The organism is Leisingera sp. NJS201 (assembly GCF_004535885.1).
In the GTDB taxonomy this organism is placed as follows: Bacteria; Pseudomonadota; Alphaproteobacteria; order Rhodobacterales; family Rhodobacteraceae; genus Leisingera.
The window spans coordinates 906,650-929,661 of the sequence record NZ_CP038234.1; the positions used below are offsets into that span (position 1 = coordinate 906,650).

Genomic DNA, 23,012 nt, shown 5'->3' on the forward strand with positions numbered 1-23,012 from the left:
ACGACGGGCGCCGCAGACCGGAACCGGCTGCGGTGCAGACTATTTCCCGGGGGACTATGAAGACATACATTGCAGCCGCTGCCATGGGCCTGTTTGCCTTTGCAGCCAATTCTGCTGCGGCTGAGACTTGCGGCGGGGTCTATTCCGTGCAGCCGGGCGACAGCCTGTCGGTGATCGCTGATAAACTGTATAAGGATGCGGGCAAATGGAGCGCGATCCACAGCCGCAACATTGATACCATTGGCCCCAAACCCAGTGCCCTGCGCGTCGGCATGAAGCTGTCGCTGGCCTGTCTTGAGGGCCTGCCCCTGGGTCTGGAAGGCGGCAAGGAAATCTCTGCCAGCGTGCCGGTGGCCGCCAAACCGGTGCAGATCGCCTCAGGCAGCGCCGAGGTGCGCCACCGCATCAACCTGCTGACAGCGGATGACTTTGCCCCCTTTACCGGCAAGGACCTGCACAACGGCGGCATGATGACCGACGTGCTGAACGCGGCAATGCGACACGCCAATCCTGAGCAGGGGTACGCCGTTCATTGGGTCGACCTGTGGACGTCGCATGAAGAACCGCTGCTGTCCAATGCACTGCTGGACGCGGGCTTTCCCTGGTACAAGCCCGACTGCGAAAACAGCCCCGAAGAGCCGCGCTGCAAAAACTTCCTGTTCTCCGATCCGATGTTCGAAGTGCTGGTGCTGATGTTCACCGACAAGACGCGGCCCCTGACCTTCACCAAGGACGAAGACCTGTTCGGCAAGACATTCTGCCGCCCGCAAGGCTATGAGACGTATCTGTTCGAACAGCAGGGCCGCCACTGGCTGCGCGACGGCAAGGTTGAGGTGGTGCAGCCGCTGACCACAGCCGAATGCTACGAGATGGTGCTTGAGGGCAAGGCGGACGCGGTCGTGATGAACGAATTCACCGGCCGCGCGCAGATCAAGGAGCTGGGCTTGTCGGACCGCTTTGATGTGGTGCCCGAGCCGATCTCGATCCAGGCACTGCACGTGATTGTCCACAAAACCCACCCCCAGGCACAGCAGCTGATGCAGATGGTCAACGCGTCGCTGCAGGGTATCCGCGAGGACGGCACCTATCAGGCGATCATCGAAGACCACATGGCCCGGGTCTGGGCCGGATTTTGAGGGGGAAAAGCATGCTGAACAGCTTCTGCCGCCACTTGCTGGGCCTGGGGCTGCTGCTGGGGCTGCTGCCCTCGGCGGCCCTGGCGATCTGCGATGTGGACTATGTCGTGCAGCCGGGGGACAACCTGTTTTCGATCGCCGAGACCCATTACGGCGACCGCGAGCGCTGGACCATGATTTACTACCGCAACCAGGATGTTCTTGTCGGCTCGTCGGTGGTGCCGGGCCGCAAGCTGCAGATACCCTGCATCAAACAGGCGACCGCCCCGGACGCCACCCCGCTGCGCAGGCAGGAGGCCGAGATGACGCTGCTGACCGGCGGCGGCTATGCGCCCTTTACCGACCGCGGGCTGCCGGGCCAGGGCATGGTGACCGAGCTGGTCAATGCGGCGCTGGAACTGGCGCCTTCGCCGGTGTCTTATGCGATCAACTGGGAGGACGACTGGTCCAAGCATCTGTTCCCGATGCTGGACCAAAAAGAGTTCGATATGGGCTTTCCCTGGTATAAGCCCGATTGCGCGGCGGAGCCGGACAATGAGCGCTGCGTGAACTTTCACTTTTCCGAACCGGTGATGGCACTGCCGATCATGCTGTTTGTGCGGGTGCAGGACCAGTTCGTCTATGCGGAAGACAGGGATATCGAGGGCAAGACCCTGTGCCGCCCCAAGGGCTATTTCACCCACGATTTGAACCGGCAGGGGCGCCGCTGGCTGGATGACGGTAAAATCACCCTGGTGCAGCCGCAATCACCGGCCGACTGTTTCCGCATGGTGTCCGAGGGCCAGGTGGATGCGGTGGCGGTGAACTTGTTCCTGGGCGCCAGCACCATTGTCCGGGAAGGTCTGCGCGACACCGTGCTGCCGCTGGAAAAACCGCTCTCCGAAGAGGGCTTGCACGTGGTGATTTCCAAGCGTCACTGGCGCGGCACGTCGCATCTATACCGGATCAACGCAGGGCTGAAAAAGCTTCGCGACAGCGGCCGCTTCGAGGAGATCATGTCACGCCATCTGGAGCTGTTCTGGGCTCAGCTGCAGTAACTTCAGGCCGCCAGGCCGACATGGACCTGGCGGCTTCATAGCCATGAAAGGCAGCTTCGGATCCTGCCTCGGGATGCGGGTCTTGCCCCGCACGCTGCAGCAGCAGATGGGCAGCCAGAACGTCGTTTTCCTGAAACAGGGCCGGTTTCCGGTCTGTATCGCGCTGGTGCTCTCCCGCCCGGATACGGCGGCTGCCCTGATCGCCGGGCGGGTCTTGCGAATGGCCGTCCGGGTGCCGGTCACGCGGACTGGTACTGGCAGATTCGCTGCGCTCCGTATCGTCCGAGCGGACAACCGGGCGGGCGGTCAAAAGACCGCGGTTCGGTTTGGCAGGACTTACTCGTCCTGAAACTGGTATAAACATTGAGCGGAACCTTCGCGGTGGCTGAGAACCGGTCTTGCAGGAAAGTTAACATAGCGTGTTTAACAGCGGGTTAATGCGGTCCGCAGGGCGGATCAGCCGGTGATACGCCGGGCTTCGGCATATTGGTTTTCCGCCTCCAGGGCACTGACCGGCTTGGGGCCGGCCTGGCAGCCGCTGGCCAGATCCAGGAAATAGGCAGCCATGTCGATACCATTCATCTGTCTGAGGTCCAGCGCCGCGGTGCGGGCTGCTGCGCGGGCAGGGCCGACGTACTGGGCTGTCAGGGCATCCGGGCGTTCGCCGCTCAGCGCCTGTTCGCGGGCAGCGGCCCGGGCGATCCCTTGGGCAGTGCCCTCGATCAGCGGTGTATCCGCCGGCTGGCCGCCTGCTTGCGCGACTGCCGGCTGGCGCTGATAGGCGGCCTGCATCTGTTTCATGCTGTTGTACAGGCTGGCGGTGCTGGAAACTGCAGTAATCATCTTGCTGACCTTTAGGATCGTTCTTGAAACTCACTTTATTATAATTTGATGCAATGTGGCGGCGAAACCTTAACACTGGTTAATATAGTGTTAATGCGGTGCGGCGGGGGCCGGCCGGCCCGGCGGAGATGCCCTTGCTTCTGATGCTATTCCTGCAGAAGATGCGCAGCCAGTAGACGCTCCGGAGAGGACCCATGATTTCAGCGAGCCTTGATACACCCGTGGGTGCGCTCAGCGTGACAGAGCGGGACGGCGCCATTGTGCGTCTTGCCTGGTCAGCTCAGGCGGACGGGCAGTCGGCGCTTCTGGACAGCGCGCTGGCGCAGTTGCGTGCCTATTTTTCCGGTGAGCTGACGGGCTTCGATCTGCCGCTGTTTGTAGAGGGCTCGGACTTTCAGCGCGCGGTCTGTGCTGCGATGCTGGCGATCCCGCTTGGCGAAACCCGCACTTATGGAGAAATCGCCAAGGATCTGGGCGCTCCGCCGCAGCCGGTTGGCAATGCTTGCGGCGCCAATCCGATCCCGGTGATCATTCCCTGCCACCGGGTGCTGAGCGCCACGGGTCTGGGCGGCTTTTCGGGCCAGGGCGGGGTGGAAACCAAAGTCACGCTTTTGAAACATGAAGGCGCTGCGGGCCTGCTGATCTGAACGCAGGGTCCGGCCTGCAGCGCTCCTGCTGCTTCTTCCGGCCGGAAGTATCCCGGGGTGAATGCGTCCTGCCAAGGGCGCAGAGGGGCAGCGCCCCATTGTCAGCGACGTATCAAACCGCTGTGGATTTGCGCCGCCGTTCCGGCACGATCTGCTGGGCAATGCCGACAAACAGCAGGTAGACCGACGTCACCACCAACCCCCAATGCGCCCAGCTGGCGGGGTGGAAATCAACCCAGGCGGCCCAGCCTGCAAAGAAGGTCCAGGCCAGCGCCATGGGCAATGACACCTTGCGCCAGCGCGCGGTGCGCACCGGGTGAATGAACTTCAGCGGCAGGAACATGGCGGCGGACAGCAGGGTCACCAGTACCAGGATGGTCCAATGGCTCGGCTCCAGCGCAAAGATCACCAGCACCAGCATGTTCCAGCAGCCGGGAAAGCCGGCAAAGGAATTGTCCTTGGTCTTCATCCTTGTGTCGGCAAAGTACATCGCGCTGCCAAAGGTGATGACGATGATGGCAAACCAGCCGGTCCAGCCTGCCATCAATCCCGATTGGAACAGCGCAAAGGCCGGAATGAAGACATAGGTCAGGTAGTCGATGATCAGATCCAGCAGCACCCCGTCGAATTCCGGCGAGTAGCGTTTGACATGGTAATGCCGGGCCAGCGGGCCATCGACGCCGTCAACGGCAAATGCGATCACCAGCCAGACGAACATCAGGCTCCACTTGCCGTCCGCCGCTGCCAGCATCGCCAGCATGGCGAACACGGCACCGGTTGCAGTCAGCAGATGAACGGAGAGGGCACGGATCTGAGGTGTCATGCGCCCCTGATGGCGAATTTGGCCGAATCCCGCAAGCATTCAATGCAGCTTTGGGCGGAAATCCGTACCGTTGGAGAACTGGATGCGGGCCATGCGCTGGCCAAAGGGGGCTGGAGCGGTGATGTCAGGCGAGGAGAAGGGGGCATTGGAAGGCATATCGCGTGCCCGCTCCCAGGGTTGCGTTCCGGGCGGCGGGGCAGGGGCTGCAGGGGCGCCATCGGCAAACAAGGCTGAATAGCCGTAACAGGTCATAGCAGAATCCTTTCTGGATCGGTTTCTGCCATCAAGCCCGCAGCGCCTTAACAGCAGCTTTCCCGCTGCCGCGAAAATAGAACGCATTTTAGCGAATGCATATGCGCGGCCACGCTAGCCGCAACAGTTGCCGCCTGTCTGTACCGGCGGGCAGGGAATGCTGCCGTAGGAGCAGAAAACGCAGCAATCCCCATGTTTTGGCCGCAGCAGGGCGCGGCAGGCCGGGCATTCATGAAACCATTGGCAGGCGTCTTGCGGCATCTCTTCTGCGGCCTCATGCCCGCAAGCAGGACAGGTAAGAACACTGGTCAAAACGGGTGTTGCGGGTTCAGTTGCAGACATGCGGCAGGCCTCCCTGGCTTCAGCAAAGGCCAGTCAGGCTTTGGGGTCAAGTCATGCCTTGGGGTGCGACCGCATGTAGACGTCCATCAGATGCGTGGTATCCACCGCCGTATAGGCCTGGGTGGTCGACAGGGACGCGTGCCCCAGCAACTCCTGAATGGCCCGCAAATCGCCGCCTGCTTCCAGCAGATGGGTGGCAAAGCTGTGGCGCAGCGCGTGCGGCGTTGCCGTTGCGGGCAGCCCCAGCTGGGCGCGGGTCCGGGCCATCACCCCTTGGATCTGGCGCGGGTTCAGCGCACCGCCCCGCACACCGCGGAACAGCGGTGCTTGTGCCTCCTGCGGATGCGGGCAGAGCGCAAGGTAGCGGTCCACCGAGTCGCGCGCTGCTGGCAGAACCGGCACAATCCGTTCCTTTTTACCCTTGCCCAGGATACGTAGCACCGGCGGCAGCGGCGCGTCGGAGCCTGTCAGGTTCAGTGCTTCTGAGATCCGCAACCCGCAGCCGTACAGCAGTGTGACTACCGCCACGTCACGGGCTGCAACCCAATCGGTTTGCGATTGCAGCTCCACCGTTTCCAGCACCGCCTTGGCGGCATCCGGCGCCAACGGGCGGGGCAGTTTCTTTTGGAATTTCGGCGCCCTGGCAGAAAGCACTGCAGCGGGTTCAAACCCTTCTCGCTCCGCCAGCCAGCGGTAGAAGGTTTTCACTGCCGATAGCTTGCGCGCCAGCGAGCGGGCACCGGTGCCCGAACCGCGCTCCGAGGCCATCCAGGCACGCATATCGGCTGTGGTGATCCGCGCCAGCGCACCCAGCCCTTGCGGGCCGCCGGAGTGTTCGGTCATGAAGGCCAGGAAAGCGCTGACATCGCTGCGGTAGGCGGCCAGCGTGTTGGCCGAGGCAGCCTCCAGCCCGCCCAAGCGCTCCAGCCAAAGCTGCAGGGCATCGCGGCAGGCCGGGGAGATCAATGTCATGACAGCCAGCAGCGCATCGCGCGTTCAAAGACGCCGGCAAAGAAAGCGAGCAGATCGGTGCCCTGCATCGGCGAGAACTGATGCGGATCTTCGGAACCCATCACCAGCATTCCAGGCAGGCGGCCCTCGCCCAGATCCAGCATCAGGCAGGCCTCGGAGCGGATCCATTCGGCTTTTGCTCCGTAAACACGCGGGCTGCCGCTTTGGGTCTGGCGCAGGGTCACAATGCGCTGGCTGCCGGGCTGGCCGGCATAGCTTTCGGTAAAACCGGGGCCTGACAGCTTCAGGGCGCCGGACTTGCGTTCAATCTCGGCACCGCCGGGCTGGGCGGTCTCAAGCACCAGCGCCAGGGACTGCACGCGCAGGATCTCCGGCATCTCCTGTTCCAGGCAGGCCAGAAAGCCGGCAAAGTCCTGCGGTTCCAGCAGCCGCAGGACGGCGCGGTGAATCAGGTTGGTGCCGGCCAGATTGTCATAAGCCGCGGCAATCACCGAGCGGTGGGTATCCTCCAGCCGGTCTAGCCGTGCCGCCATCCGCTCCATCGCGATGCCGCGCAGATCGACGACGTTGGAGCCCATTGCCCGCTCATTGGCGGCGACAAGGGCATTCATCAGGTGCTGGTCTTGCAGCACTGCATCGGGTTTGGCGAGGATCGCCTCGCGCAACTGGGTTTCCAGGTTGGCTGAACTGCTCATGTCAAAAACTCTTGCGGATCCGGACCTCTGACGGGTTTGGTGACCTGTATAGCATGGGAGCCGGGCTTTGCTGCGGAAAAATGCAGTTGCAGCGGAAATTGCAGCGGCGGTGCTGCTCCCGCCCGCCGGCAGTGCATTTACATGCACAGCGTCCGTTGGGCGGGGCGCCGGGCAGGTGCCCGGCGCGGCGGCGTGAAACGCCCCTGCAGCGCGCCGCAGGTGCACTGCCGGGCCCAAGACCCCATGCGGTCCGGCGTCAGCCGAGGCGTGCGGGGACGCGGGAGTGCTTCGCTGCGGTTAGGAAGGTGCTTGTAAAAACACTGGTACTAAAGTTTGCAAAGAAAAAGGCGCCTCGATCAGGGGCGCCTTTCACGGTCCTGGATCCGCTAAGCGGGATCAGAGGATCTTGATCTCCGCCGCCTTGATATCGGCGAGGAATGCATCCAGGCCTTTGTCGGTCAGCGGATGGTTCACCATTGATTTGATCACGGCCGGCGGCGCGGTGATCACATCGGCGCCGATCCGGGCCGAGTCCAGCACGTGGTTCACCGAACGGATCGAGGCGGCCAGGATCTGGGTTTCAAAGCCATAGTTGTCATAGATGGTGCGGATGTCCTCGATCACTTCCATGCCGTCCAGGTTGATGTCATCCAGACGCCCGATGAAAGGGGAGATGAAGGTTGCACCCGCCTTGGCCGCCAGCAGCGCCTGATTGGCGGAGAAGCACAGGGTCACGTTCACCATGTGGCCGTCATCGGACAGGGTTTTGCATGCTTTCAGGCCGTCCCAGGTCAGCGGCACCTTCACCGCGATGTTCTCTGCAATCTCCACCAGCTTGCGGCCTTCGGCAATCATCGTATCGGCATCGGTTGCGGTGACTTCTGCCGATACCGGGCCGTCGACCAGGGCGCAGATCTCTTTGGTCACTTCGATGATGTCGCGGCCGGATTTCTTGATCAGCGACGGGTTGGTGGTGACACCGTCCACCATGCCCAGATCGTTCAGCTCGGCAATCGCGTCGATCTCGGCGGTATCTACGAAGAATTTCATGGGGCAGTCCTTTGGATGGGTTGGCCTCTGTCGCTTCTGCCTTTACCTCATGGGATTACGGGCGGCAACATGGGCAGCAGCATGAGCGGGCAGGAGTTCTTTCAGGCAGGCGAACGGGTCGGGGTGCTGACGACGCAACCCCTTGACCGGCTTCTGGATTACCGCGCACCGGAGGGCGGCTGTTACTTAGGCGCCTATGTCGAGGTGCCGCTGGGGCCGCGCAAGGTTCTGGGCGTGGTCTGGGGGCCGGGTGCAGGCGATTTCGATTCGGCCAAGCTGCGTGCGGTGATCCGGGTTCTGGACGTGGCCCCGATGCGGACCGAGATGCGCCAGTTTCTGGGCAAGGCGGCTGACTATACGCTTACCCCGGTGCCCGCGATGCTGCGGCTGGCGACCCGGGCGCCGGGCCTCAGCGATCCGCCGTCGATGCGCAAGATCCTGCGCCGGGGCGAGGGCGTGCCGGACCGGATGACCGATGCCCGCACAAGGGTGCTGGAGGTGCTGGAGCAATACGGCGGCCTTGCCTTCACCCCGCGCGAGCTGGCGGATATGGCCGATGTGACGCCCTCGGTGGTGAAGGGGCTGGTGAAGCAGGGCGCCTTGCGCGAGGAGGAGGCGCCGCGCGACACGCCTTATCCGCTGCTGGACCCGGAGCTGCCCGGCAAACAGCTGACCGAGGATCAGGCAAGTGCCGCCGCCGCCTTGGCCGAAGGCGTCCACAGCGGGCGCTACGGCACCACATTGCTGAAAGGTGTTACCGGGTCGGGCAAGACCGAGGTTTATTTGGAAGCGGTCGCCGCCGCCTTGCGCGCCGGGCGGCAGGCGCTGGTGCTGCTGCCGGAGATCGCGCTGACAGCCGAATTTCTCACCCGCGTTGAGGCGCGGTTCGGCGCCAATCCTGCGGAATGGCATTCCGGCGCCACAATGACCGAGCGCCGCCGGGTCTGGAAAATGGTGGGGCAGGGGGCAGCGCAGCTGGTGATCGGTGCCCGCTCGGCGCTTTTTCTGCCGTTCCGCGATCTGGGCCTGATCATCGTCGATGAGGAGCACGACACCTCCTACAAGCAGGAAGATGGAGTTCTTTATAACGCCCGCGACATGGCGGTGCTGCGGGCGGCGATGTGCTCGGCGCAGGTGGTGCTGGCCTCCGCTACACCCAGCCTGGAAAGCTGGGTCAACGCTGAGGCGGGCAAATACAAACGTCTGGACCTGACAGCTCGCTTTGGTGCCGCGGTGCTGCCGGAGATGCGCAGCGTCGATATGCGGTCAGAGGATCTGCTGCCCGCCACCTGGATCTCGCCCACTCTGAAACGGGCGATGAAATTGCGGATGGAACGGGGCGAACAGTCGCTGCTGTTCCTGAACCGCCGCGGCTTTGCCCCGGTCACCATCTGCCGCGCCTGCGGCGCCCAGGTGGCTTGCGACCATTGCGACGCGCGAATGGTCGAGCACCGTTTCATGAAACGGCTGATGTGCCATCAATGCGGTGAAACCAAACCGGTGCCGGAGGCCTGCCCGTCCTGCGAGGTGGAGGGCAAGATGGCCCCCGTCGGCCCCGGCATCGAACGGCTGGCGGAGGAAGCCACTGCCCTGTTCCCCGAGGCCCGGATCGCGGTGCTGAGTTCCGATCTGTTCGGCTCCGCCCGTGCCCTGAAGAGCCGGATCGAGGAAATTGCGAAGGGGGAGGCCGACATCATCCTCGGCACCCAGCTGGTAGCCAAGGGGCACAACTTTCCGCTGTTGACGCTGGTGGGGGTGATCGACGCCGACCTGGGCCTGCAAGGTTCGGACTTGCGTGCAGCCGAACGCACTTTTCAGCTGATGCGCCAGGTGGCGGGCCGGGCCGGGCGGGCAGAGCGGCCCGGCGAAGCATTGATGCAGACCTTTCAGCCTGAACATCCGGTGATCCGGGCAATTCTGTCGGGGGACGAGGAGAGCTTCTGGAAAGCCGAGGCTGCTGAGCGCCAGGCCGCCGGCGTGCCGCCTTATGGGCGCATGGCAGGCATCATTCTGTCGGGGCCGGACTTGGCAGCAGTCTTTGACCTGGGCAATGCGATGGCCCGCAACGACGGTCCGTTGCGCCAGATCGGTGCGCAGGTATTCGGCCCGGCCCCAGCACCCATCGCCCGCGTCCGCGGCCGCCACCGGGTGCGGCTGCTGATCAAGGCGGCAAAGGGCGTGCCGTTGCAAGCGGCGATCGCCCGCTGGACCGCGCCCTTGCGTCTCAAAGGGGACTTGCGGCTGAGCATTGATATTGATCCTCAGAGTTTCTTTTGATGCCGGGATGAAAGGGGGCTCCGCCCCCGGCCTGCGGCCTCCCCCGGGATATTTTGAGCAAGAAGAAGGCTGGCCCCCTTGTTCTTCTGGTTTAAAATATCCCGGAGCGCGAGGCAGAGCCTCGCATCTATCGTTTGATCAAACCCGCAGACTTTCGGCGTGATCTCTGATCAGCAAGCTGGTAGCGACCGCCCCGGCCCACATGCAGAACAGCGCGGCCCAGGCGGTGCCAGTGAAAATTGAACCGCCGGTGACACCTGCTCCGATCGCGCAGCCGCCGGCCAGCATGCCGCCAAAACCCATCAAAGCCGCGCCAATCATTGCCTTGCGCATGGTGGAGGGGCTGTCAAAGGCCTGCAGTTTCATTTCTCCGGCCAGCGCCGCGGCCAGCATTGCGCCGATGAACACGCCGGGAACCAGGCCGATGTCAAACTCGAGAACTGCATTGCGGTCAAGGAAGAACATCAACGTGTGCGCCGATGGTCCGGTGAAGGTGGCGCTCTCGATTTGCACCGGATCAAAGCTGACCTGACTGAGCGCATAAGTCAGCACCCACCCCAGCGCGACAGCAAACCCAACGCCGGAGGCAAAGATCAGTCTTTTCGCGCCGATCCGGTTGCGCTGCGCTAGCACCAGCGCCAAGGCGGCGGTGGCTAGGCCCAGTGCCAGCCCGCCCGCCTTTGGCAGACCAAGCGCAGCCAGGAGATCCAGATTGCGCCCGCCTTCGGTTATCCAGAGCCCGGCAAGCCAGTCCCGGGAAGGCGACAGCAGGCCGGACAGGCTCATTTGCGCGACAACGGCGAAGATCAGCCCCGACACAACCGAGCGCAGGTTGCCGGTGGCTGCCAGCACCAGCAGCCGCCCTGAACAGCCGCGCGCCAGCACCATGCCGCCGCCGAACATCAGCCCGCCCAGGATGGCACCGGACCAACTGCCGGGCACCGCCATCATCCTTGCATCGGCGCTGTCCATCAGGTCAAGCATCTGCGCCGCCTGCACCCAGACAACAGCCGTGGAGAAGGTCAGCAGCCAAACCGCAACCTTGTCCCCCAGGCGGCCGCTGGCGAATTCCACCGTAGCTGCGCGAAGGCAGAAGCGAGATCTTTGCGCCGCCACCCCGAAGACAGCGCCAGTCAGAAGCCCGAACAACGCGGCGGCAGGGGCCTCACCGATATGTTCAACCAGAGGAACCAGATCCATCACAAATCTCCCATTCACGAATGGTGATATGTTTATGCGGCCACCTCTGCATTGATGCAGATCAGATGTGCATTGGCCGCTGCCCTCTCGCCAAATCCCGTTGGGGAGCGTAGATGCTGGATATGTTCAAGCCCATGCCCCTGCTTGAGGCGCAAAGCCTCCCCTTCTGGCGCCGTCCCATGGTGCTGCTGTTTGTGATGGCGCTGGCGATGCCGATCGCCTTCAATGCCTGGAGCGCGTTGCTCAACAATTTCGTAATCGAGGCAGCGCAATTCGACGGCGCCGATATCGGCCTGTTGCATACGGTGCGGGAGATCCCGGGTTTCCTGGCGGTCGGCGTGATTGCGGTGATCCTGTTTGTGCGCGAGCAGGTGCTGGGGCTGATCTCGCTTGCCTTGCTGGGAGTGGCCACAGCTGTCACCGCCTGGTTCCCCTCTCTGGGCGGGTTGCTGATGGTGACGCTGCTCAGCTCCATCGGCTTTCATTATTATGAGACGGTGAACCAGTCGCTGCAGCTGCAGTGGCTGTCCAAGGAGAAGGCGCCGCAGACGCTGGGCTGGCTGGTGGCTGCTGGATCAGCGGCGACGCTGGTGGTCTACGGCCTCATCGTGCTGACCTGGGACCGGTTTGATCTGGCCTATAATACTGTCTTTCTGGCCGCAGGCGGGGCAACGGCGCTGATCGCGCTGTTTGCGCTGGTTGCCTACCCGCAGTTTGATGCGCCGCATCCGCAGACCAAGAAGCTGATCCTGCGCAAACGCTATTGGCTGTACTATGCGCTGCAGTTCATGGCCGGCGCGCGGCGGCAGATCTTTGTGGTTTTTGCAGGCTTCATGATGGTCGAAAAATTCGGCTTTGATGTGCATGAGCTGACCGGGCTTTACCTGATCAACCTGGTGATCAACATTGTCTTGGCGCCAATGCTGGGCAAGGCAGTGGCCATGTTCGGCGAGCGCCGGACGCTGATTTTCGAATACACCGGGCTGGCGATTGTCTTTGCGGCCTATGGCGGGATCTACTGGTTCGGCTGGGGGGTGGCGGTTGCGGCGGTGCTCTACGTGATCGACCATGTGCTGTTTGCCTTGGCGCTGGCGCTGAAAACCTATTTCCAGAAAATCGCCGATCCCGGGGATATCGCACCAACCGCAGCGGTGGCCTTTACCATTAACCATATTGCAGCGGTGTTTCTGCCGGTGCTGCTGGGTCTTTTGTGGGTATTGTCGCCCGGAATGGTCTTTGTCCTGGCGGCGGCCATGGCGCTGGTGTCGCTGTCCCTGTCGCTGCTGATCCCGCGCCATCCGGAACCTGGCAATGAGACCATTTTCAGCAAATACGCAAGCCCGGCGCCGGCAGAATAGTCCAGCAGCCCCGTGGCGCCAGCCGCGGGGCGAGCGCCCGCGCTCACTGTGTGCGCGGGCGCTGCCTGGCCTGCGGCCAGGCCGGGGTGCTTGACGCGGGCGGCGCGGCGACCTAGGCGCTGGGCAACAGTTTCAGGAGAGACGCCATGCCCACATACACTGCCCTCACCACGCTCACCGGAAAAACCCAGGCCGAAGCGCTGGGCGAAGCCATGGAACGCCTGACCCCGGAACCCAGCGGTGTGGGCGTCTTTGAGATGGAGGACGGCTCGGGCCTGTGGGAAGTTGGCGGCTACTTTACCGATGCTCCGGATGCGGCCGGTCTTGCACTGCTGGCCTCGATGCATGAAGCCAAGCCCTTTGTGGTTTCGGAACTGCCGGAAACCGACTGGGTCGCCCATGTGCGCCGCGAACTGGCACCGGTCGAAGCGGGGCGCTTTTTTGTCTATGGCTCGCATGACGCGGACAAGCTGCCTGCGGACCGGATCCCGCTGCTGATCGAGGCGGCGATGGCCTTTGGCACCGGCCACCACGGCACCACGCTGGGTTGTCTCAAGGCGCTGGATCATCTGTTGGATCAGGGCTTTCATGGCGAAAAGGTGGCCGACATCGGCTGCGGCACCGCGGTGCTGGCAATGGCGGCAGCCCGGGTCTGGGACGGCACCATTCTGGCCAGCGACATTGACCAGGTGGCGGTTGAAGTCGCCGAAGCAAACCTTAAGGCCAATGGCATGGAAGGCCAGGTTGCCTGTGTGGAAGCCGCCGGTTTTGATCACCCGGATCTGCAGGCGCAGGCGCCGTTCGACCTCATCTTCGCCAATATTCTGAAGGGCCCTCTGGTGGCATTGGCGCCGGATGTCGCTGCGAATCTGCGGCCCGGCGGCTATGCGATTCTCTCGGGCATTCTGAACGAGCAGGCCGAGGACGTGGTTAACGTTTATGCGCAGAACGGCATCAATCCCGAGCGCCGGGATGAAATTGGTGAATGGACAACGTTACTTCTCCGTAAAGCGGGCTGATTGACTTAACTTTGCGGCGAATTTGAATGGTTTGCCGCATTTTCGCCCCAATTCGAGCCAAAGATGGGCCATCCGCTGGTGGGGGCCAGTTCGGAGGCTCGTAATGGGCGAACATCGTGATCAGTTCCAGGCGCGTTTGAAGCACATCAACCGCAAACATGAAGCCCTTTCCGCGGGCTATTCCGCAAAGCTGCGGCCGGACGGGCTGCTGGTGGTAAAGCCGCAACGGCTGCAATCCCGGATTTCAGGACGCTCGCTGATTTTCTTCGCGGCGGCGTTTTTGCTGTTCAAGGGCTTCCTGATGGCGGCGCTTGGCTTTGGCAGCTATGACGCGCGGGTGCAGACGCTGGCCGGCGGCAGCGGCATTGAACGCGCGGGCGCCTTCCTGATGCAGGCAGACCCGGTGTCAGTCTTCTTGGCCCGGAAAATCGGGCCCGTTCTGCGCTGACAGCAATGCGGGCAGGGGGCAAAAAGGCCGCTGGCAGGGGGAGCCGGCGGCCTTTTTTTGCGGCGCGGTCTTGCCGCGCAATCCGGCAACAAAAAACGCCGCGGCCTTGTCAGGTCCGCGGCGTTTCCCTAGTCGCCCCGAGGGAGGAGGCAGGGCGGAAAAAGAGGGCTCAGAAAGCAGTTTTGCCAGTGGCAACGGCTTCGATGTCGCCGCGCGACATGCCGATGTCGGCCAGCTCGCGGTCGGTCAGGCCCGACAGGGCGTTGCGGGTTGCACGGGCGTCATTCCAGGCAGCAAACATGCCGGTTGCGGTTGCAACCAGTGCGCCGAAGCGGCCAAACAGGCCGGTGGAGCCATAGGTGGTGCGGGTGGTGTCAAATGCGGCCATATCCGTGTCCTCTGATCTGGTGTTGGCTTCGTCGCGATGTTGCGATGGCGGGCATCTAGTGAGGAAAATCCAACCCGGCAAGATCCGAAATTGCATGCGTCATATGCACAGCGCGCATAGCTTTGCGCCTTAATAACAAGGGCGCTTTGCCTGCGCGCTGCTTTTGCCGGGAAATGTCGTTCCGCCTATTGCTGAAGGTCGGTTTCAGGACAGGATTTGCCTCCCTGGCGGCGCGCGGCGCGCAGGGAAAGCAATTGGACATGTTCGCGTTTTGTGCTAATCGTTGGGAAAATAATTGCAAAGAGCAGACGGGGACCGGGCACATCATGCGGATTCTGGGAATTGATCCGGGGCTGCGCACCCTTGGATGGGGGGTCATCGAATCAAATGGCCCGCGGCTGAGCCATGTTGCCAACGGCCATTGCTGCTCGGATGGCGATGATCTGGGCGAGCGTCTGTTGTCGCTGCACAATCAGGTCACCGAAATCATTGAGGCCTATGCCCCGGATCAGGCCGCGATCGAACAGACCTTTGTGAACAAGGACGGTGCCGGCACCCTGAAACTGGGTCAGGCGCGCGGAGTGGCGCTGCTGACGCTCGCCAAGGCAGGCTTGCCGGTGGGCGAATATGCCCCCAACCGGGTCAAAAAGACTGTGGTGGGCGTGGGGCACGCCGAAAAGGAGCAGGTCATGCATATGGTCAAACTGCAGCTGCCCGGCTGTGCGCCCAAGGGTGCCGATGCAGCGGATGCACTGGCGATTGCCATCTGCCATGCTTATTACGGCGGCACGTCGCAACGGCAGCTGAAGGAGAAACGCGCATGATTGGCAGGCTGGCATGATCGGCAAACTGACAGGCCGCCTCGACTACCGGTCGCAGGACCACGTGCTGATCGACGTGCGCGGTGTCGGCTATATCGTCTATTGCTCCGACCGCACCATGGCGGCGCTGCCGGGCACAGGCGAAGCGATCGCGCTTTACACTGAGATGGTGGTGCGCGAAGACCTGATGCAGCTTTATGGTTTCACCTCTTTGGTGGAGAAGGAATGGCACCGGCTGCTGACCTCGGTGCAGGGGGTCGGGGCCAAGGTTTCGCTGGCCATTCTCGGCACGCTGGGGCCGGACGGGGTGAGCCGGGCGATTGCTTTGGGCGACTGGGCCTCGGTGAAGGCGGCCAAGGGCGTCGGCCCCAAGACCGCGCAGCGCATCGTGCTGGACCTCAAGGACAAGGCGCCGGGTGTGATGGCCATGGGGGGCGCTGTGGCGGATGCGATGGACGGCCCCGGGCTGGAGGTGGTCGAGGACGCCGGGCCGGCACCTGCTGCCAAACCGGCCCGCAAGGCGCCGCCAAAGAAACCCACTGGTGCCGCTGCGGCGTCGGCCGGGGCGCTGTCGGCGTTGGGCAATCTCGGCTATGGTCCGTCGGACGCGGCGGCAGCGGTGGCTGAGGCTGCGGCCACCTATCCGGATGCGGATGAAGCAGAGCTGATCCGCGCGGCGCTGCGGCTGCTGGCGCCGAAGGGGTGAAGATGAAACACCAAGGGCAGCGCCCGACGCTGGGCGGGTGCGAAGCGCCCTCCCGTCAAACCAAAGGTTTGCCTTCGGCAAAACGGGAGGGTCGGGCGCTGCCCGGCCTTCAGCCGGGTGGGACATATCAGAGAGACCTGTACCATGATTGACGCCGACCCCGCTCTGCGCCCCGAACCGCTGCCTGAGGACAGTTCAGCCGAAAACGACCGTGCCTTGCGTCCGCAGGGGCTTGGTGAATTCATCGGCCAAGCCGAAGCCCGCGCCAACCTGAAGGTCTTTATTGAATCCGCCCGCCGCCGCGGCGAGGCGATGGACCACACGCTGTTCCACGGCCCTCCCGGCCTTGGCAAGACCACTCTGGCCCAGATTATTGCCCGTGAACTGGGGGTGAATTTCCGCATGACCTCCGGCCCGGTTCTGGCCAAGGCCGGCGACCTGGCAGCGATCCTTACGAATCTTGAAGCCAGCGATGTGCTGTTCATCGACGAAATCCACCGGCTCAACCCGGCGGTGGAGGAGGTGCTTTATCCGGCGATGGAGGATTTCGAGCTGGATCTGGTGATCGGTGAAGGCCCTGCGGCGCGCACCGTGCGGATCGAGTTGCAGCCCTTTACCCTGGTCGGGGCCACCACCCGGATGGGCCTGCTGACCACACCGCTGCGCGACCGCTTCGGCATCCCGACCCGGCTGCAGTTCTATACCATTGACGAGCTGTTCGAGATTGTCCGCCGCAATGCCCGCAAACTGGGCGCGCCTGCGGATGATGCAGGCGCCCGCGAGATCGCGCGGCGCGCCCGCGGCACCCCCAGGATCGCCGGGCGGCTCTTGCGCCGCGTTGTGGACTTTGCGGTTGTGGAGGGCGATGGCAGGATCTCCCGCGAACTGGCCGATGGCGCGCTGACCCGGCTGGGGGTGGATCAGCTGGGGCTGGATGGCGCCGACCGGCGGTATCTGAACCTGGTGGCCGAGAATTATGGTGGCGGGCCAGTGGGGATCGAGACGATCTCCGCGGCCTTGTCCGAAAGCCGCGACGCGCTGGAAGAGGTGATTGAACCCTTCCTTCTGCAGCAAGGGCTGATACAGCGCACCCCGCGCGGGCGGATGCTGGCGCAAAAGGCCTGGACCCACCTGGGGATGGCGCCGCCGCGTTCCCGGAACGATCTGTTCGGGTAGGCGGCGGAGTATCTACCATAAGCTGTACCCCCCGTGCTTGCCTATACTATGGGGGCGGAAGGTGGAGGCGATGTGCCTGTGTGATGCTCCGGCCAGGTGCTGAGCTGCAGCGCGGCGTTGCCTCCGGCGGGGGTGTTTTTGACCAGAAAGAAGCCGGACCGCATCTGTTTCACGCAATGCTGGATGCGCCGCGCCAGCGGCGCCCGGCCCAAGGCTGTTTGCGGCGGCCTGGCGCAGCCAGGGGGCCGGGCTGGCGCAGGAGCCTCCCCCTTGCCGATGCGCGGCACAGTCGGCATAGACAGAACAGGATCAAGGAGACGCATATGACCGCCCAGCTGCCAGACCTGACGCCCGAACAGATCGAAGCCCTGTTCACCCGCCAAGACGGCTCATACGCTTGTGCCCGCTGGGGCCGGCCGGTAGCGCCGATCGTTTTTGGCGTTCAGGACGAGACGCTGAAAACCGTCAAGGGTGCGTTGGAGGCAGTGATGACGCTGGCGGGCCATCAGATGGCGGAGACCGACCCTGAGCTGGGCTCGAACCTGATGTTCTTCTTTTTCCTGGATTGGGATGAACTGCTGGAAGTGCCTGATCTGGACCGGCTGATCCCCGGGCTGGCGCCGCTGGTGGCACGGCTGAAGGCGGCGGATGCCAGCCAGTACCGGGCGTTCCGGTTTGACGATCAGGGGGCATCAAGGCGGCGTTTGTGTTCCTGCGGATGCAGGGGGCGATGGCGCAGATGCCCGCCGAGACACTGGCGCTGACCCAGGCGGTGCAGGTGGCGCTGATGTGGGGCGATGCGGCCTTTGCTGAAACCTCCCCCTTGGCGGTGCTGCCGGAGACCGGCGCCACTATCCTGCGCCCCGAAATTGCAGGGATCATCGCGGCAGCTTATGACCGGATGATGCCGCTGGCGGCGGACGACAAGTCCCACGCCCTGCGCTTGTTTGCACGGTTGCAAGCGCCGGCGGCGGGGCAACCGCAGTCCTGATGCGGTCTTTCGCGGGCTTGCCGCTGCCTGATGCAGCCCGGATTGCGCTGGAGCGCGTGCAAGAAGAGCTGACCGCAGGGCGGCCGGTGCCTGCAGAGAATATGCATCTGACGCTGGCATTTCTGGATGATCAGCCGGAACAGATGCTGCAAGCCCTGCATCAGGAACTCGCCGCCATCCGCGCGCCGGTTCTGACCCTCAGAATTCAGGGGCTGGAGACCTTTGGCGGCAGGCAGCCGCGGGTGCTGGCTGCCGCGGTGCAAAAGACGCCGGAGCTGAGCCGCCTGCGGAACCAAGTGCGCAGTGCCTGTCAGGCGGCGGGAATTGCTTTGGCGCGGGAACGGTTCCGCCCGCATGTGACGCTGGCCCGGTTCCCGCGGTATCTGCAGCCGGGTCAGCTGGAGAAGATCGCCGGTTTCCTGCAAGCGGCGGCGGGCTTCCGGCTGCAGACCGATATGGACTGCTTTGCGCTATACCAGTCTACGCTGGCCCCCGACGGCGCGCGCTATGATGTCTTAGCGGAATACCCGCTGGAGAGCTGAGGCGCTTGCGGCGGTCCGGCCCCAGCCATAGATTGCCCGCCAAATCACAGGAGTGCAGAGCATGATCCACGAATTCCCGGTGCGGGTCTACTACGAGGACACCGACATGGGCGGGATCGTCTATCACGCCAACTACCTGCGGTTTATTGAACGTGCGCGCAGCGACTGGGTGCGCGGCATCGGTGTCGATCAGAACGCCATGCGCGAGGCCGGGCGGATCTATGTTGTGCGCCGGATTGAGGCGGATTACCTGGCGCCCGCCAAATTCGACGAGGAGCTGCTGGTCACTACCGCGCTGCACAATGTGACACCGGCCCGGATGGTGCTGTTGCAAGAGGTCACGCGCGGCGGCCAGCCGCTGTTCCGGGCCCAGGTCACCATTGTCTGCATCACCACAGGCGGCAAGCCTGCGCGGCTTCCGGCAGAGATTCGCGCATTGCAGTAACATTTGGCGCAGTAGCGCCTGTTTTAATGGCCTTTGACATTGAACTGGGCTAGCCTTTGGCCAAATAAGGCCGGAGAAACGGCCGGGAAATCGTAGAGCAGGCGAATGGAAGCAGAAACTCTGGCGCTGGCGCAGGAGATTGATTTCTCCATGTGGGGCCTTTTCGCGCGGGCCACCGTAACCGTGAAACTGGTGATGCTGATGCTGATCGGGGCTTCGGTCTGGTCGTGGGGCATCATCATTCAGAAAACCATCAACTACCGCAAGGCGCGCGGCGAGGCGGATGCCTTTGACCGCGCCTTCTGGTCCGGCAATCCGCTGGATGAGCTGTTCGACCAGGTCGGGGCAAGGCCGCCGGGTCAGGCAGCCCGGATCTTTTCCGCAGGCATGACGGAATGGCGGCGCAGCCACCGCAGCGACGGCGGGCTGATCCCTGGCGCGCAGGCACGCATTGACCGGTCGATGGATGTGGCCATCGCCAAGGAAACCGAAGGGCTGCAAAGCGGCTTGTCGGTTCTGGCTACCGTTGGCTCCACCGCGCCGTTTGTGGGGCTGTTCGGTACTGTCTGGGGCATCATGACCGCCTTTATCGAGATTGCAGAACAGCAGAACACCAACCTTGCCGTGGTGGCGCCCGGTATTGCCGAGGCGCTGATGGCGACCGGGCTGGGCCTGCTGGCGGCCATTCCGGCAGTGGTTTTCTACAACAAGCTGAGCGCGGACAGCGACCGCATCATTGGCGGCTATGAGGGCTTTGCCGATGAGTTCGCCACCATCCTCAGCCGCCAGTTGGATTCCTGAGCTATGGGTGCCGCAGTCCAGCAGCCTTCAGGAGGCAGCAACCGCCGCCGGGGACGCCGCCGCGGACGCGGCAGGGTGATGTCGGAAATCAATGTCACGCCTTTTGTGGATGTGATGCTGGTGCTGCTGATTATCTTTATGGTGGCGGCACCGCTGATGACGGTCGGCGTGCCGGTAGAGCTGCCCAAGACCGCAGCGGGCGCCTTGCCCGGTGATGAGGAAGAGCCGCTGACTGTCACCATGACTGCCGAGGGCGGTGTTGAAATCCAGACCACGCCGGTTTCGCGCGATGAACTGGTGCCCAAGCTGCGGGCGATTGCGGCCGAGCGCAGCTCGGACCGGGTGTTTCTGCGGGCGGATGGCAGGATCGCCTATGCGGATGTCATGCAGGTGATGGGCGCTCTGAACGCAGGCGGGTTTTCCAACGTGGGGCTGGTGACGGACACCGGCGGCCCGGCCCTGGACGGGCAGCCGTCTGAGGGCACAGGGCAGTAAGCGGGGACGCGGGCGGTGCAGACCGGAACCAGGATCTCTCTTGCCGGACATGGGCTGTTGATGGGGTGGGTTGTCTTTGGCGCCTGGTTCCCCTCCGAACCCTTGCCGTCCCGGGTGCAGCAGGTGGCGCTGATATCGGCCGAGCAGTTTGAAAAGCTCAGCCAGCAGCGCCAGGCGCCGCAAGTCGCCCCCGAACCTGCACCGTTGAATGAACCGGCCGAAGTGCAGCCCGCACCCGAGCCCGCGCCGCAGCCGGACCCGGAGCCGGAAACCGTTCAGCCAGAACCGGTCGCGCCGGCGGCGCCGGATCCGCAAGTGACAGAGATCCCCGAGCCGCAGCCCGAGCCGGATGTGCCGGACACGCCGCCTGCAGCGGCTGAGGAGCCGGAGATAGCTGCGCTGGTGCCGCAGGTGCGCCCTGAAACTGCGCCGCGCCCGGTGGAGCGTGTCGCGCCTGAGCCTGTTGCGCCACCAGAACCGGACACCAGGGTTGACGATGCTGCCCAGCCGGAAGTGGCACCGGAAGAGGGCGCCGAGACCGAACAGGAGGTGCAGGAGGCCACTGCGCCCGAGGCTGCCAGCGACCGGATTGTGACCGAAGAAAACGAAGGCGAGGACGTTGCAGCCTCCGCTGCGCCGGCAGTATCGGTGCGGCCCAGGACACGGCCGGCCCGGCCGCAGCCGCAACCGGAAGAGGCCGTGGAAGCGGCCCAGCCGGCCGAGCAGGCGCAGCCGGAGCCGGAGCCGGAGACGGCGGATACGCCCTCCGCAGTGGAGGATGCCTTGGCAGAAGCCCTGGCAGGCGGTGCCGATGTTGAGGCCCCGGAACCATCCGGCCCGCCGCTGACGCTGGGCGAAAAGGATGCCCTGCGGGTTGCGGTGTCGCAGTGCTGGAATGTGGGGTCGCTGTCGACGGATGCGTTGAACACCACGGTGGTGGTGACGGTGTCGCTGGCGCAGGACGGCAAGCCGGACAGCGGCAGCATCCGGATGCTGTCAAGCACTGGCGGCTCGTCATCGGCGGCACAACAGGCCTTTGGGGCCGCTCGGCGGGCAATAATCCGCTGCGGAGCCAAGGGGTTTCAGCTTCCCCCTGAAAAATATGCGCAATGGCGTGATATTGAGATGACATTCAATCCGGAAAGGATGCGGATCAAATGAGGAAAATTCTGGCAGCTGTGCTGATCGGGGCTTCGGCACTGGCCGGGGCGGGCGCCGTTGCGGCGCAGACCGGCCCGCTCCGTATCGAGATCGATCAGGGTGTGATTGAGCCGTTGCCCTATGCGGTGCCGGATTTTGTGCCCGAGACCCCTTCGGCTGCGGAGCATGCGGCGCAGATCGCGCGAGTGGTGGCGGCGGATCTCAGCGGCACCGGACTGTTCCGCGAAGTGCCCGCCAGCGCTCATATCTCCAAGGTGACCGGCTTTGACAACCCGGTGAAATATGCCGACTGGAAAGCGGTGAACGCTCAGGCGCTGATCACTGGCGCTGTCAGCGTCACCGGCAACCGGCTGACGGTGCGGTTCCGCGGCTATGACGTGTTTGCGGAAAAGGAACTGGAAAGCGCGCTGCAATTCTCCGGCACCACCGGCGGCTGGCGGCGGATGGCGCATAAGGTGGCCGATGCGATCTACAGCGAAATCACCGGCGAAAGCGGCTATTTCGACAGCCGGGTGGTCTATGTCTCTGAAAGCGGTCCCAAGAACGACCGCCGCAAGCGGCTGGCGATCATGGATTACGACGGCGCCAATGTGCAGTATCTGACCAACAGTGCGTCTCTTGTGCTGGCACCGCGGTTTTCGCCCACTGGCGACCGGGTGCTGTACACCAGCTATGAGAGCGGCTTTCCCCAGATCCATGTGCTGGATGTCGGCCAGGTGCAGCGCAAAATCCTGTCCAGCGGCGACGGCATCATGAGCTTTGCGCCGCGGTTTGCGCCGGACGGGCGCACGGTGGTTTACTCGCAAACCCAGGGCGGCAACACCGATCTGTTCTCGATGGATATCGGAACCGGGGGCAAGACCCGGCTGACCTCGGCGCCCTCGATCGAGACCGCGCCGTCGTTTTCGCCCGACGGGTCGCAGGTTGTCTTTGAAAGCGACCGCTCGGGCAGTCAGCAGCTTTATGTGATGCCCGCAAGCGGCGGCGAGGCGCGCCGGATCAGCTTTGGCCAGGGGCGCTATGGCACGCCCGTATGGTCGCCGCGCGGCGACATGATTGCCTTTACCAAACAGAACAAGGGCCGGTTCCATATCGGCGTGATGCGCACCGACGGCAGCGAGGAGCGCTTGCTGACTGCCTCGTTCCTGGACGAGGGGCCGACATGGGCGCCCAACGGCCGGGTGATCATGTTTACCCGTGAAAGCCAGGGCAGCACTGGGCGGGCGTTGCTCTATTCGGTGGACATTACAGGGCGCAATCTGAAGCCGGTACGGACGCCGGACGGGGCCTCGGACCCGGCCTGGTCTCCGCTGCAGCAGTAAATGGGCCGTTAAGGCGGGGATACCCGCATAGTACCACCCCCGGGCTTATGCTAGTTTCGGGTTAA

The 23,012-nt window shown here is 63.7% G+C and carries 25 protein-coding genes and 1 pseudogene; 17 read left to right on the plus strand and 9 right to left on the minus strand.

Annotated elements, in window-relative coordinates; translation table 11 throughout:
- Positions 1–56 precede the first annotated feature (56 nt).
- Positions 57–1,136: a transporter substrate-binding domain-containing protein gene (locus ETW23_RS04365; RefSeq protein ID WP_134829251.1), complete on the plus strand. Its 1,080-nt coding sequence runs from the start codon at positions 57–59 to the stop codon at positions 1,134–1,136.
- 11 nt (positions 1,137–1,147) lie between these two features.
- Positions 1,148–2,173 (plus strand): transporter substrate-binding domain-containing protein, encoded by a 1,026-nt coding sequence (locus ETW23_RS04370; RefSeq protein ID WP_129371773.1) that lies wholly within the window; start codon positions 1,148–1,150, stop codon positions 2,171–2,173.
- A 456-nt stretch (positions 2,174–2,629) separates the two neighbouring features.
- Here ETW23_RS04370 and ETW23_RS04375 read toward each other — a convergent pair whose 3' ends face one another.
- Positions 2,630–3,016: a hypothetical protein gene (locus tag ETW23_RS04375; protein ID WP_129371771.1), complete on the minus strand. Its 387-nt coding sequence runs from the start codon at positions 3,014–3,016 to the stop codon at positions 2,630–2,632.
- 194 nt (positions 3,017–3,210) lie between these two features.
- Here ETW23_RS04375 and ETW23_RS04380 point away from each other — a divergent pair, with 194 nt between their 5' ends.
- A complete protein-coding gene (locus tag ETW23_RS04380) occupies positions 3,211–3,663 on the plus strand; it encodes a methylated-DNA--[protein]-cysteine S-methyltransferase (protein WP_134829252.1) in 453 nt (150 codons plus the stop codon).
- A gap of 112 nt (positions 3,664–3,775) precedes the next feature.
- Here the strand turns inward: ETW23_RS04380 and ETW23_RS04385 are convergent, their stop codons facing one another.
- From ETW23_RS04385 to fsa, 6 genes are all read right to left on the minus strand, one after another.
- Positions 3,776–4,486: a phosphatidylcholine/phosphatidylserine synthase gene (locus ETW23_RS04385; protein ID WP_129371769.1), complete on the minus strand. Its 711-nt coding sequence runs from the start codon at positions 4,484–4,486 to the stop codon at positions 3,776–3,778.
- A gap of 39 nt (positions 4,487–4,525) precedes the next feature.
- Positions 4,526–4,738: a hypothetical protein gene (locus ETW23_RS04390; RefSeq protein ID WP_134829253.1), complete on the minus strand. Its 213-nt coding sequence runs from the start codon at positions 4,736–4,738 to the stop codon at positions 4,526–4,528.
- A 114-nt stretch (positions 4,739–4,852) separates the two neighbouring features.
- On the minus strand, positions 4,853–5,080 hold the full coding sequence (locus ETW23_RS25710) for a GDCCVxC domain-containing (seleno)protein (RefSeq protein ID WP_134829254.1): 228 nt from the start codon (positions 5,078–5,080) through the stop codon (positions 4,853–4,855).
- A gap of 51 nt (positions 5,081–5,131) precedes the next feature.
- Complete coding sequence (locus ETW23_RS04400; protein ID WP_129371766.1) at positions 5,132–6,052, minus strand: tyrosine recombinase XerC; 921 nt, start codon at positions 6,050–6,052, stop codon at positions 5,132–5,134.
- Positions 6,049–6,747, minus strand: coding sequence for a DUF484 family protein (locus tag ETW23_RS04405; RefSeq protein WP_129371765.1), 699 nt, complete (start codon positions 6,745–6,747; stop codon positions 6,049–6,051). Before ETW23_RS04405 ends, ETW23_RS04400 begins: the two co-directional genes overlap by 4 nt.
- A 396-nt stretch (positions 6,748–7,143) precedes the next feature.
- Complete coding sequence (gene fsa, locus ETW23_RS04410; RefSeq protein ID WP_134829255.1) at positions 7,144–7,797, minus strand: fructose-6-phosphate aldolase; 654 nt, start codon at positions 7,795–7,797, stop codon at positions 7,144–7,146.
- 81 nt (positions 7,798–7,878) lie between these two features.
- Here fsa and ETW23_RS04415 point away from each other — a divergent pair, with 81 nt between their 5' ends.
- Positions 7,879–10,074: a primosomal protein N' gene (locus ETW23_RS04415; RefSeq protein WP_134831261.1), complete on the plus strand. Its 2,196-nt coding sequence runs from the start codon at positions 7,879–7,881 to the stop codon at positions 10,072–10,074.
- Between the two features lie 138 nt (positions 10,075–10,212).
- On the opposite strand, the gene ETW23_RS04420 is transcribed toward ETW23_RS04415, so the two are convergent.
- The gene (locus ETW23_RS04420; protein WP_134829256.1) at positions 10,213–11,274 is read right to left on the minus strand and encodes a YeeE/YedE family protein; all 1,062 of its coding nucleotides are present in this window, start codon (positions 11,272–11,274) and stop codon (positions 10,213–10,215) included.
- Between the two features lie 122 nt (positions 11,275–11,396).
- Between ETW23_RS04420 and ETW23_RS04425 the strand changes: the two genes are divergently transcribed.
- The 3 genes from ETW23_RS04425 to ETW23_RS04435 all read left to right on the plus strand — a co-directional run bounded on the left by ETW23_RS04425 (position 11,397) and on the right by ETW23_RS04435 (position 14,099).
- A complete protein-coding gene (locus ETW23_RS04425; protein ID WP_129371761.1) occupies positions 11,397–12,632 on the plus strand; it encodes an MFS transporter in 1,236 nt (411 codons plus the stop codon).
- 146 nt (positions 12,633–12,778) lie between these two features.
- Entirely contained in the window at positions 12,779–13,651 is an 873-nt protein-coding gene (locus tag ETW23_RS04430) for a 50S ribosomal protein L11 methyltransferase (protein ID WP_134829257.1), read from the plus strand.
- 103 nt (positions 13,652–13,754) lie between these two features.
- Entirely contained in the window at positions 13,755–14,099 is a 345-nt protein-coding gene (locus tag ETW23_RS04435) for a hypothetical protein (protein WP_134829258.1), read from the plus strand.
- Positions 14,100–14,268: 169 nt separating this feature from the next.
- On the opposite strand, the gene ETW23_RS04440 is transcribed toward ETW23_RS04435, so the two are convergent.
- Positions 14,269–14,487 carry a DUF1127 domain-containing protein gene (locus ETW23_RS04440; RefSeq protein WP_129371758.1) on the minus strand — a complete coding sequence of 73 codons (219 nt, stop codon included), beginning with the start codon at positions 14,485–14,487 and terminating at the stop codon, positions 14,269–14,271.
- Between the two features lie 326 nt (positions 14,488–14,813).
- On the opposite strand from ETW23_RS04440, the gene ruvC reads away from it, so the two are divergent.
- The 10 genes and pseudogenes from ruvC to tolB all read left to right on the plus strand — a co-directional run bounded on the left by ruvC (position 14,814) and on the right by tolB (position 22,947).
- On the plus strand, positions 14,814–15,311 hold the full coding sequence (ruvC, locus tag ETW23_RS04445) for a crossover junction endodeoxyribonuclease RuvC (protein ID WP_129371757.1): 498 nt from the start codon (positions 14,814–14,816) through the stop codon (positions 15,309–15,311).
- Positions 15,312–15,324: 13 nt separating this feature from the next.
- Positions 15,325–16,014 carry a Holliday junction branch migration protein RuvA gene (ruvA, locus tag ETW23_RS04450; protein WP_129371756.1) on the plus strand — a complete coding sequence of 230 codons (690 nt, stop codon included), beginning with the start codon at positions 15,325–15,327 and terminating at the stop codon, positions 16,012–16,014.
- Between the two features lie 144 nt (positions 16,015–16,158).
- Positions 16,159–17,190 carry a Holliday junction branch migration DNA helicase RuvB gene (ruvB, locus tag ETW23_RS04455; RefSeq protein ID WP_129371755.1) on the plus strand — a complete coding sequence of 344 codons (1,032 nt, stop codon included), beginning with the start codon at positions 16,159–16,161 and terminating at the stop codon, positions 17,188–17,190.
- 323 nt (positions 17,191–17,513) lie between these two features.
- A pseudogene (locus tag ETW23_RS04460) lies at positions 17,514–18,181 on the plus strand (hypothetical protein).
- A complete protein-coding gene (gene thpR, locus ETW23_RS04465; protein ID WP_134829259.1) occupies positions 18,181–18,723 on the plus strand; it encodes an RNA 2',3'-cyclic phosphodiesterase in 543 nt (180 codons plus the stop codon). The pseudogene ETW23_RS04460 and the gene thpR overlap by 1 nt, the downstream one beginning before the upstream one ends.
- Positions 18,724–18,784: 61 nt before the next feature.
- Positions 18,785–19,168 carry a tol-pal system-associated acyl-CoA thioesterase gene (ybgC, locus tag ETW23_RS04470; protein WP_134829260.1) on the plus strand — a complete coding sequence of 128 codons (384 nt, stop codon included), beginning with the start codon at positions 18,785–18,787 and terminating at the stop codon, positions 19,166–19,168.
- Positions 19,169–19,273: 105 nt separating this feature from the next.
- Positions 19,274–19,969 (plus strand): protein TolQ, encoded by a 696-nt coding sequence (gene tolQ / locus ETW23_RS04475; RefSeq protein WP_129371751.1) that lies wholly within the window; start codon positions 19,274–19,276, stop codon positions 19,967–19,969.
- Positions 19,970–19,972: 3 nt separating this feature from the next.
- Positions 19,973–20,464 carry a protein TolR gene (gene tolR / locus ETW23_RS04480; protein WP_134829261.1) on the plus strand — a complete coding sequence of 164 codons (492 nt, stop codon included), beginning with the start codon at positions 19,973–19,975 and terminating at the stop codon, positions 20,462–20,464.
- A gap of 15 nt (positions 20,465–20,479) precedes the next feature.
- The gene (locus ETW23_RS04485; protein WP_134829262.1) at positions 20,480–21,625 is read left to right on the plus strand and encodes an energy transducer TonB; all 1,146 of its coding nucleotides are present in this window, start codon (positions 20,480–20,482) and stop codon (positions 21,623–21,625) included.
- Positions 21,622–22,947, plus strand: a complete 1,326-nt coding sequence (tolB, locus tag ETW23_RS04490; RefSeq protein ID WP_134829263.1) for a Tol-Pal system beta propeller repeat protein TolB — start codon at positions 21,622–21,624, stop codon at positions 22,945–22,947. Before ETW23_RS04485 ends, tolB begins: the two co-directional genes overlap by 4 nt.
- Positions 22,948–23,012 lie beyond the last annotated feature (65 nt).

What these genes read in the sequence shown, in the direction of transcription:
- ybgC (WP_134829260.1), top strand. Translation starts at nt 18,785, where the DNA reads ATGATCCACGAATTCCCGGTGCGGGTCTACTACGAGGACACCGACATG.
- ETW23_RS04415 (WP_134831261.1), top strand. Translation starts at nt 7,879, where the DNA reads ATGAGCGGGCAGGAGTTCTTTCAGGCAGGCGAACGGGTCGGGGTGCTG.
- ETW23_RS04430 (WP_134829257.1), top strand. Translation starts at nt 12,779, where the DNA reads ATGCCCACATACACTGCCCTCACCACGCTCACCGGAAAAACCCAGGCC.
- ETW23_RS04435 (WP_134829258.1), top strand. Translation starts at nt 13,755, where the DNA reads ATGGGCGAACATCGTGATCAGTTCCAGGCGCGTTTGAAGCACATCAAC.
- ETW23_RS25710 (WP_134829254.1), bottom strand. Translation starts at nt 5,080, where the DNA reads ATGTCTGCAACTGAACCCGCAACACCCGTTTTGACCAGTGTTCTTACC.
- ETW23_RS04425 (WP_129371761.1), top strand. Translation starts at nt 11,397, where the DNA reads ATGTTCAAGCCCATGCCCCTGCTTGAGGCGCAAAGCCTCCCCTTCTGG.
- ruvA (WP_129371756.1), top strand. Translation starts at nt 15,325, where the DNA reads ATGATCGGCAAACTGACAGGCCGCCTCGACTACCGGTCGCAGGACCAC.
- ETW23_RS04375 (WP_129371771.1), bottom strand. Translation starts at nt 3,016, where the DNA reads ATGATTACTGCAGTTTCCAGCACCGCCAGCCTGTACAACAGCATGAAA.
- ETW23_RS04385 (WP_129371769.1), bottom strand. Translation starts at nt 4,486, where the DNA reads ATGACACCTCAGATCCGTGCCCTCTCCGTTCATCTGCTGACTGCAACC.
- thpR (WP_134829259.1), top strand. Translation starts at nt 18,181, where the DNA reads ATGCGGTCTTTCGCGGGCTTGCCGCTGCCTGATGCAGCCCGGATTGCG.
- tolB (WP_134829263.1), top strand. Translation starts at nt 21,622, where the DNA reads ATGAGGAAAATTCTGGCAGCTGTGCTGATCGGGGCTTCGGCACTGGCC.
- ETW23_RS04420 (WP_134829256.1), bottom strand. Translation starts at nt 11,274, where the DNA reads ATGGATCTGGTTCCTCTGGTTGAACATATCGGTGAGGCCCCTGCCGCC.
- fsa (WP_134829255.1), bottom strand. Translation starts at nt 7,797, where the DNA reads ATGAAATTCTTCGTAGATACCGCCGAGATCGACGCGATTGCCGAGCTG.
- ETW23_RS04370 (WP_129371773.1), top strand. Translation starts at nt 1,148, where the DNA reads ATGCTGAACAGCTTCTGCCGCCACTTGCTGGGCCTGGGGCTGCTGCTG.
- ruvB (WP_129371755.1), top strand. Translation starts at nt 16,159, where the DNA reads ATGATTGACGCCGACCCCGCTCTGCGCCCCGAACCGCTGCCTGAGGAC.
- ETW23_RS04365 (WP_134829251.1), top strand. Translation starts at nt 57, where the DNA reads ATGAAGACATACATTGCAGCCGCTGCCATGGGCCTGTTTGCCTTTGCA.
- ETW23_RS04405 (WP_129371765.1), bottom strand. Translation starts at nt 6,747, where the DNA reads ATGAGCAGTTCAGCCAACCTGGAAACCCAGTTGCGCGAGGCGATCCTC.
- tolR (WP_134829261.1), top strand. Translation starts at nt 19,973, where the DNA reads ATGGGTGCCGCAGTCCAGCAGCCTTCAGGAGGCAGCAACCGCCGCCGG.
- ETW23_RS04390 (WP_134829253.1), bottom strand. Translation starts at nt 4,738, where the DNA reads ATGACCTGTTACGGCTATTCAGCCTTGTTTGCCGATGGCGCCCCTGCA.
- ETW23_RS04380 (WP_134829252.1), top strand. Translation starts at nt 3,211, where the DNA reads ATGATTTCAGCGAGCCTTGATACACCCGTGGGTGCGCTCAGCGTGACA.
- ETW23_RS04400 (WP_129371766.1), bottom strand. Translation starts at nt 6,052, where the DNA reads ATGACATTGATCTCCCCGGCCTGCCGCGATGCCCTGCAGCTTTGGCTG.
- tolQ (WP_129371751.1), top strand. Translation starts at nt 19,274, where the DNA reads ATGGAAGCAGAAACTCTGGCGCTGGCGCAGGAGATTGATTTCTCCATG.
- ruvC (WP_129371757.1), top strand. Translation starts at nt 14,814, where the DNA reads ATGCGGATTCTGGGAATTGATCCGGGGCTGCGCACCCTTGGATGGGGG.
- ETW23_RS04440 (WP_129371758.1), bottom strand. Translation starts at nt 14,487, where the DNA reads ATGGCCGCATTTGACACCACCCGCACCACCTATGGCTCCACCGGCCTG.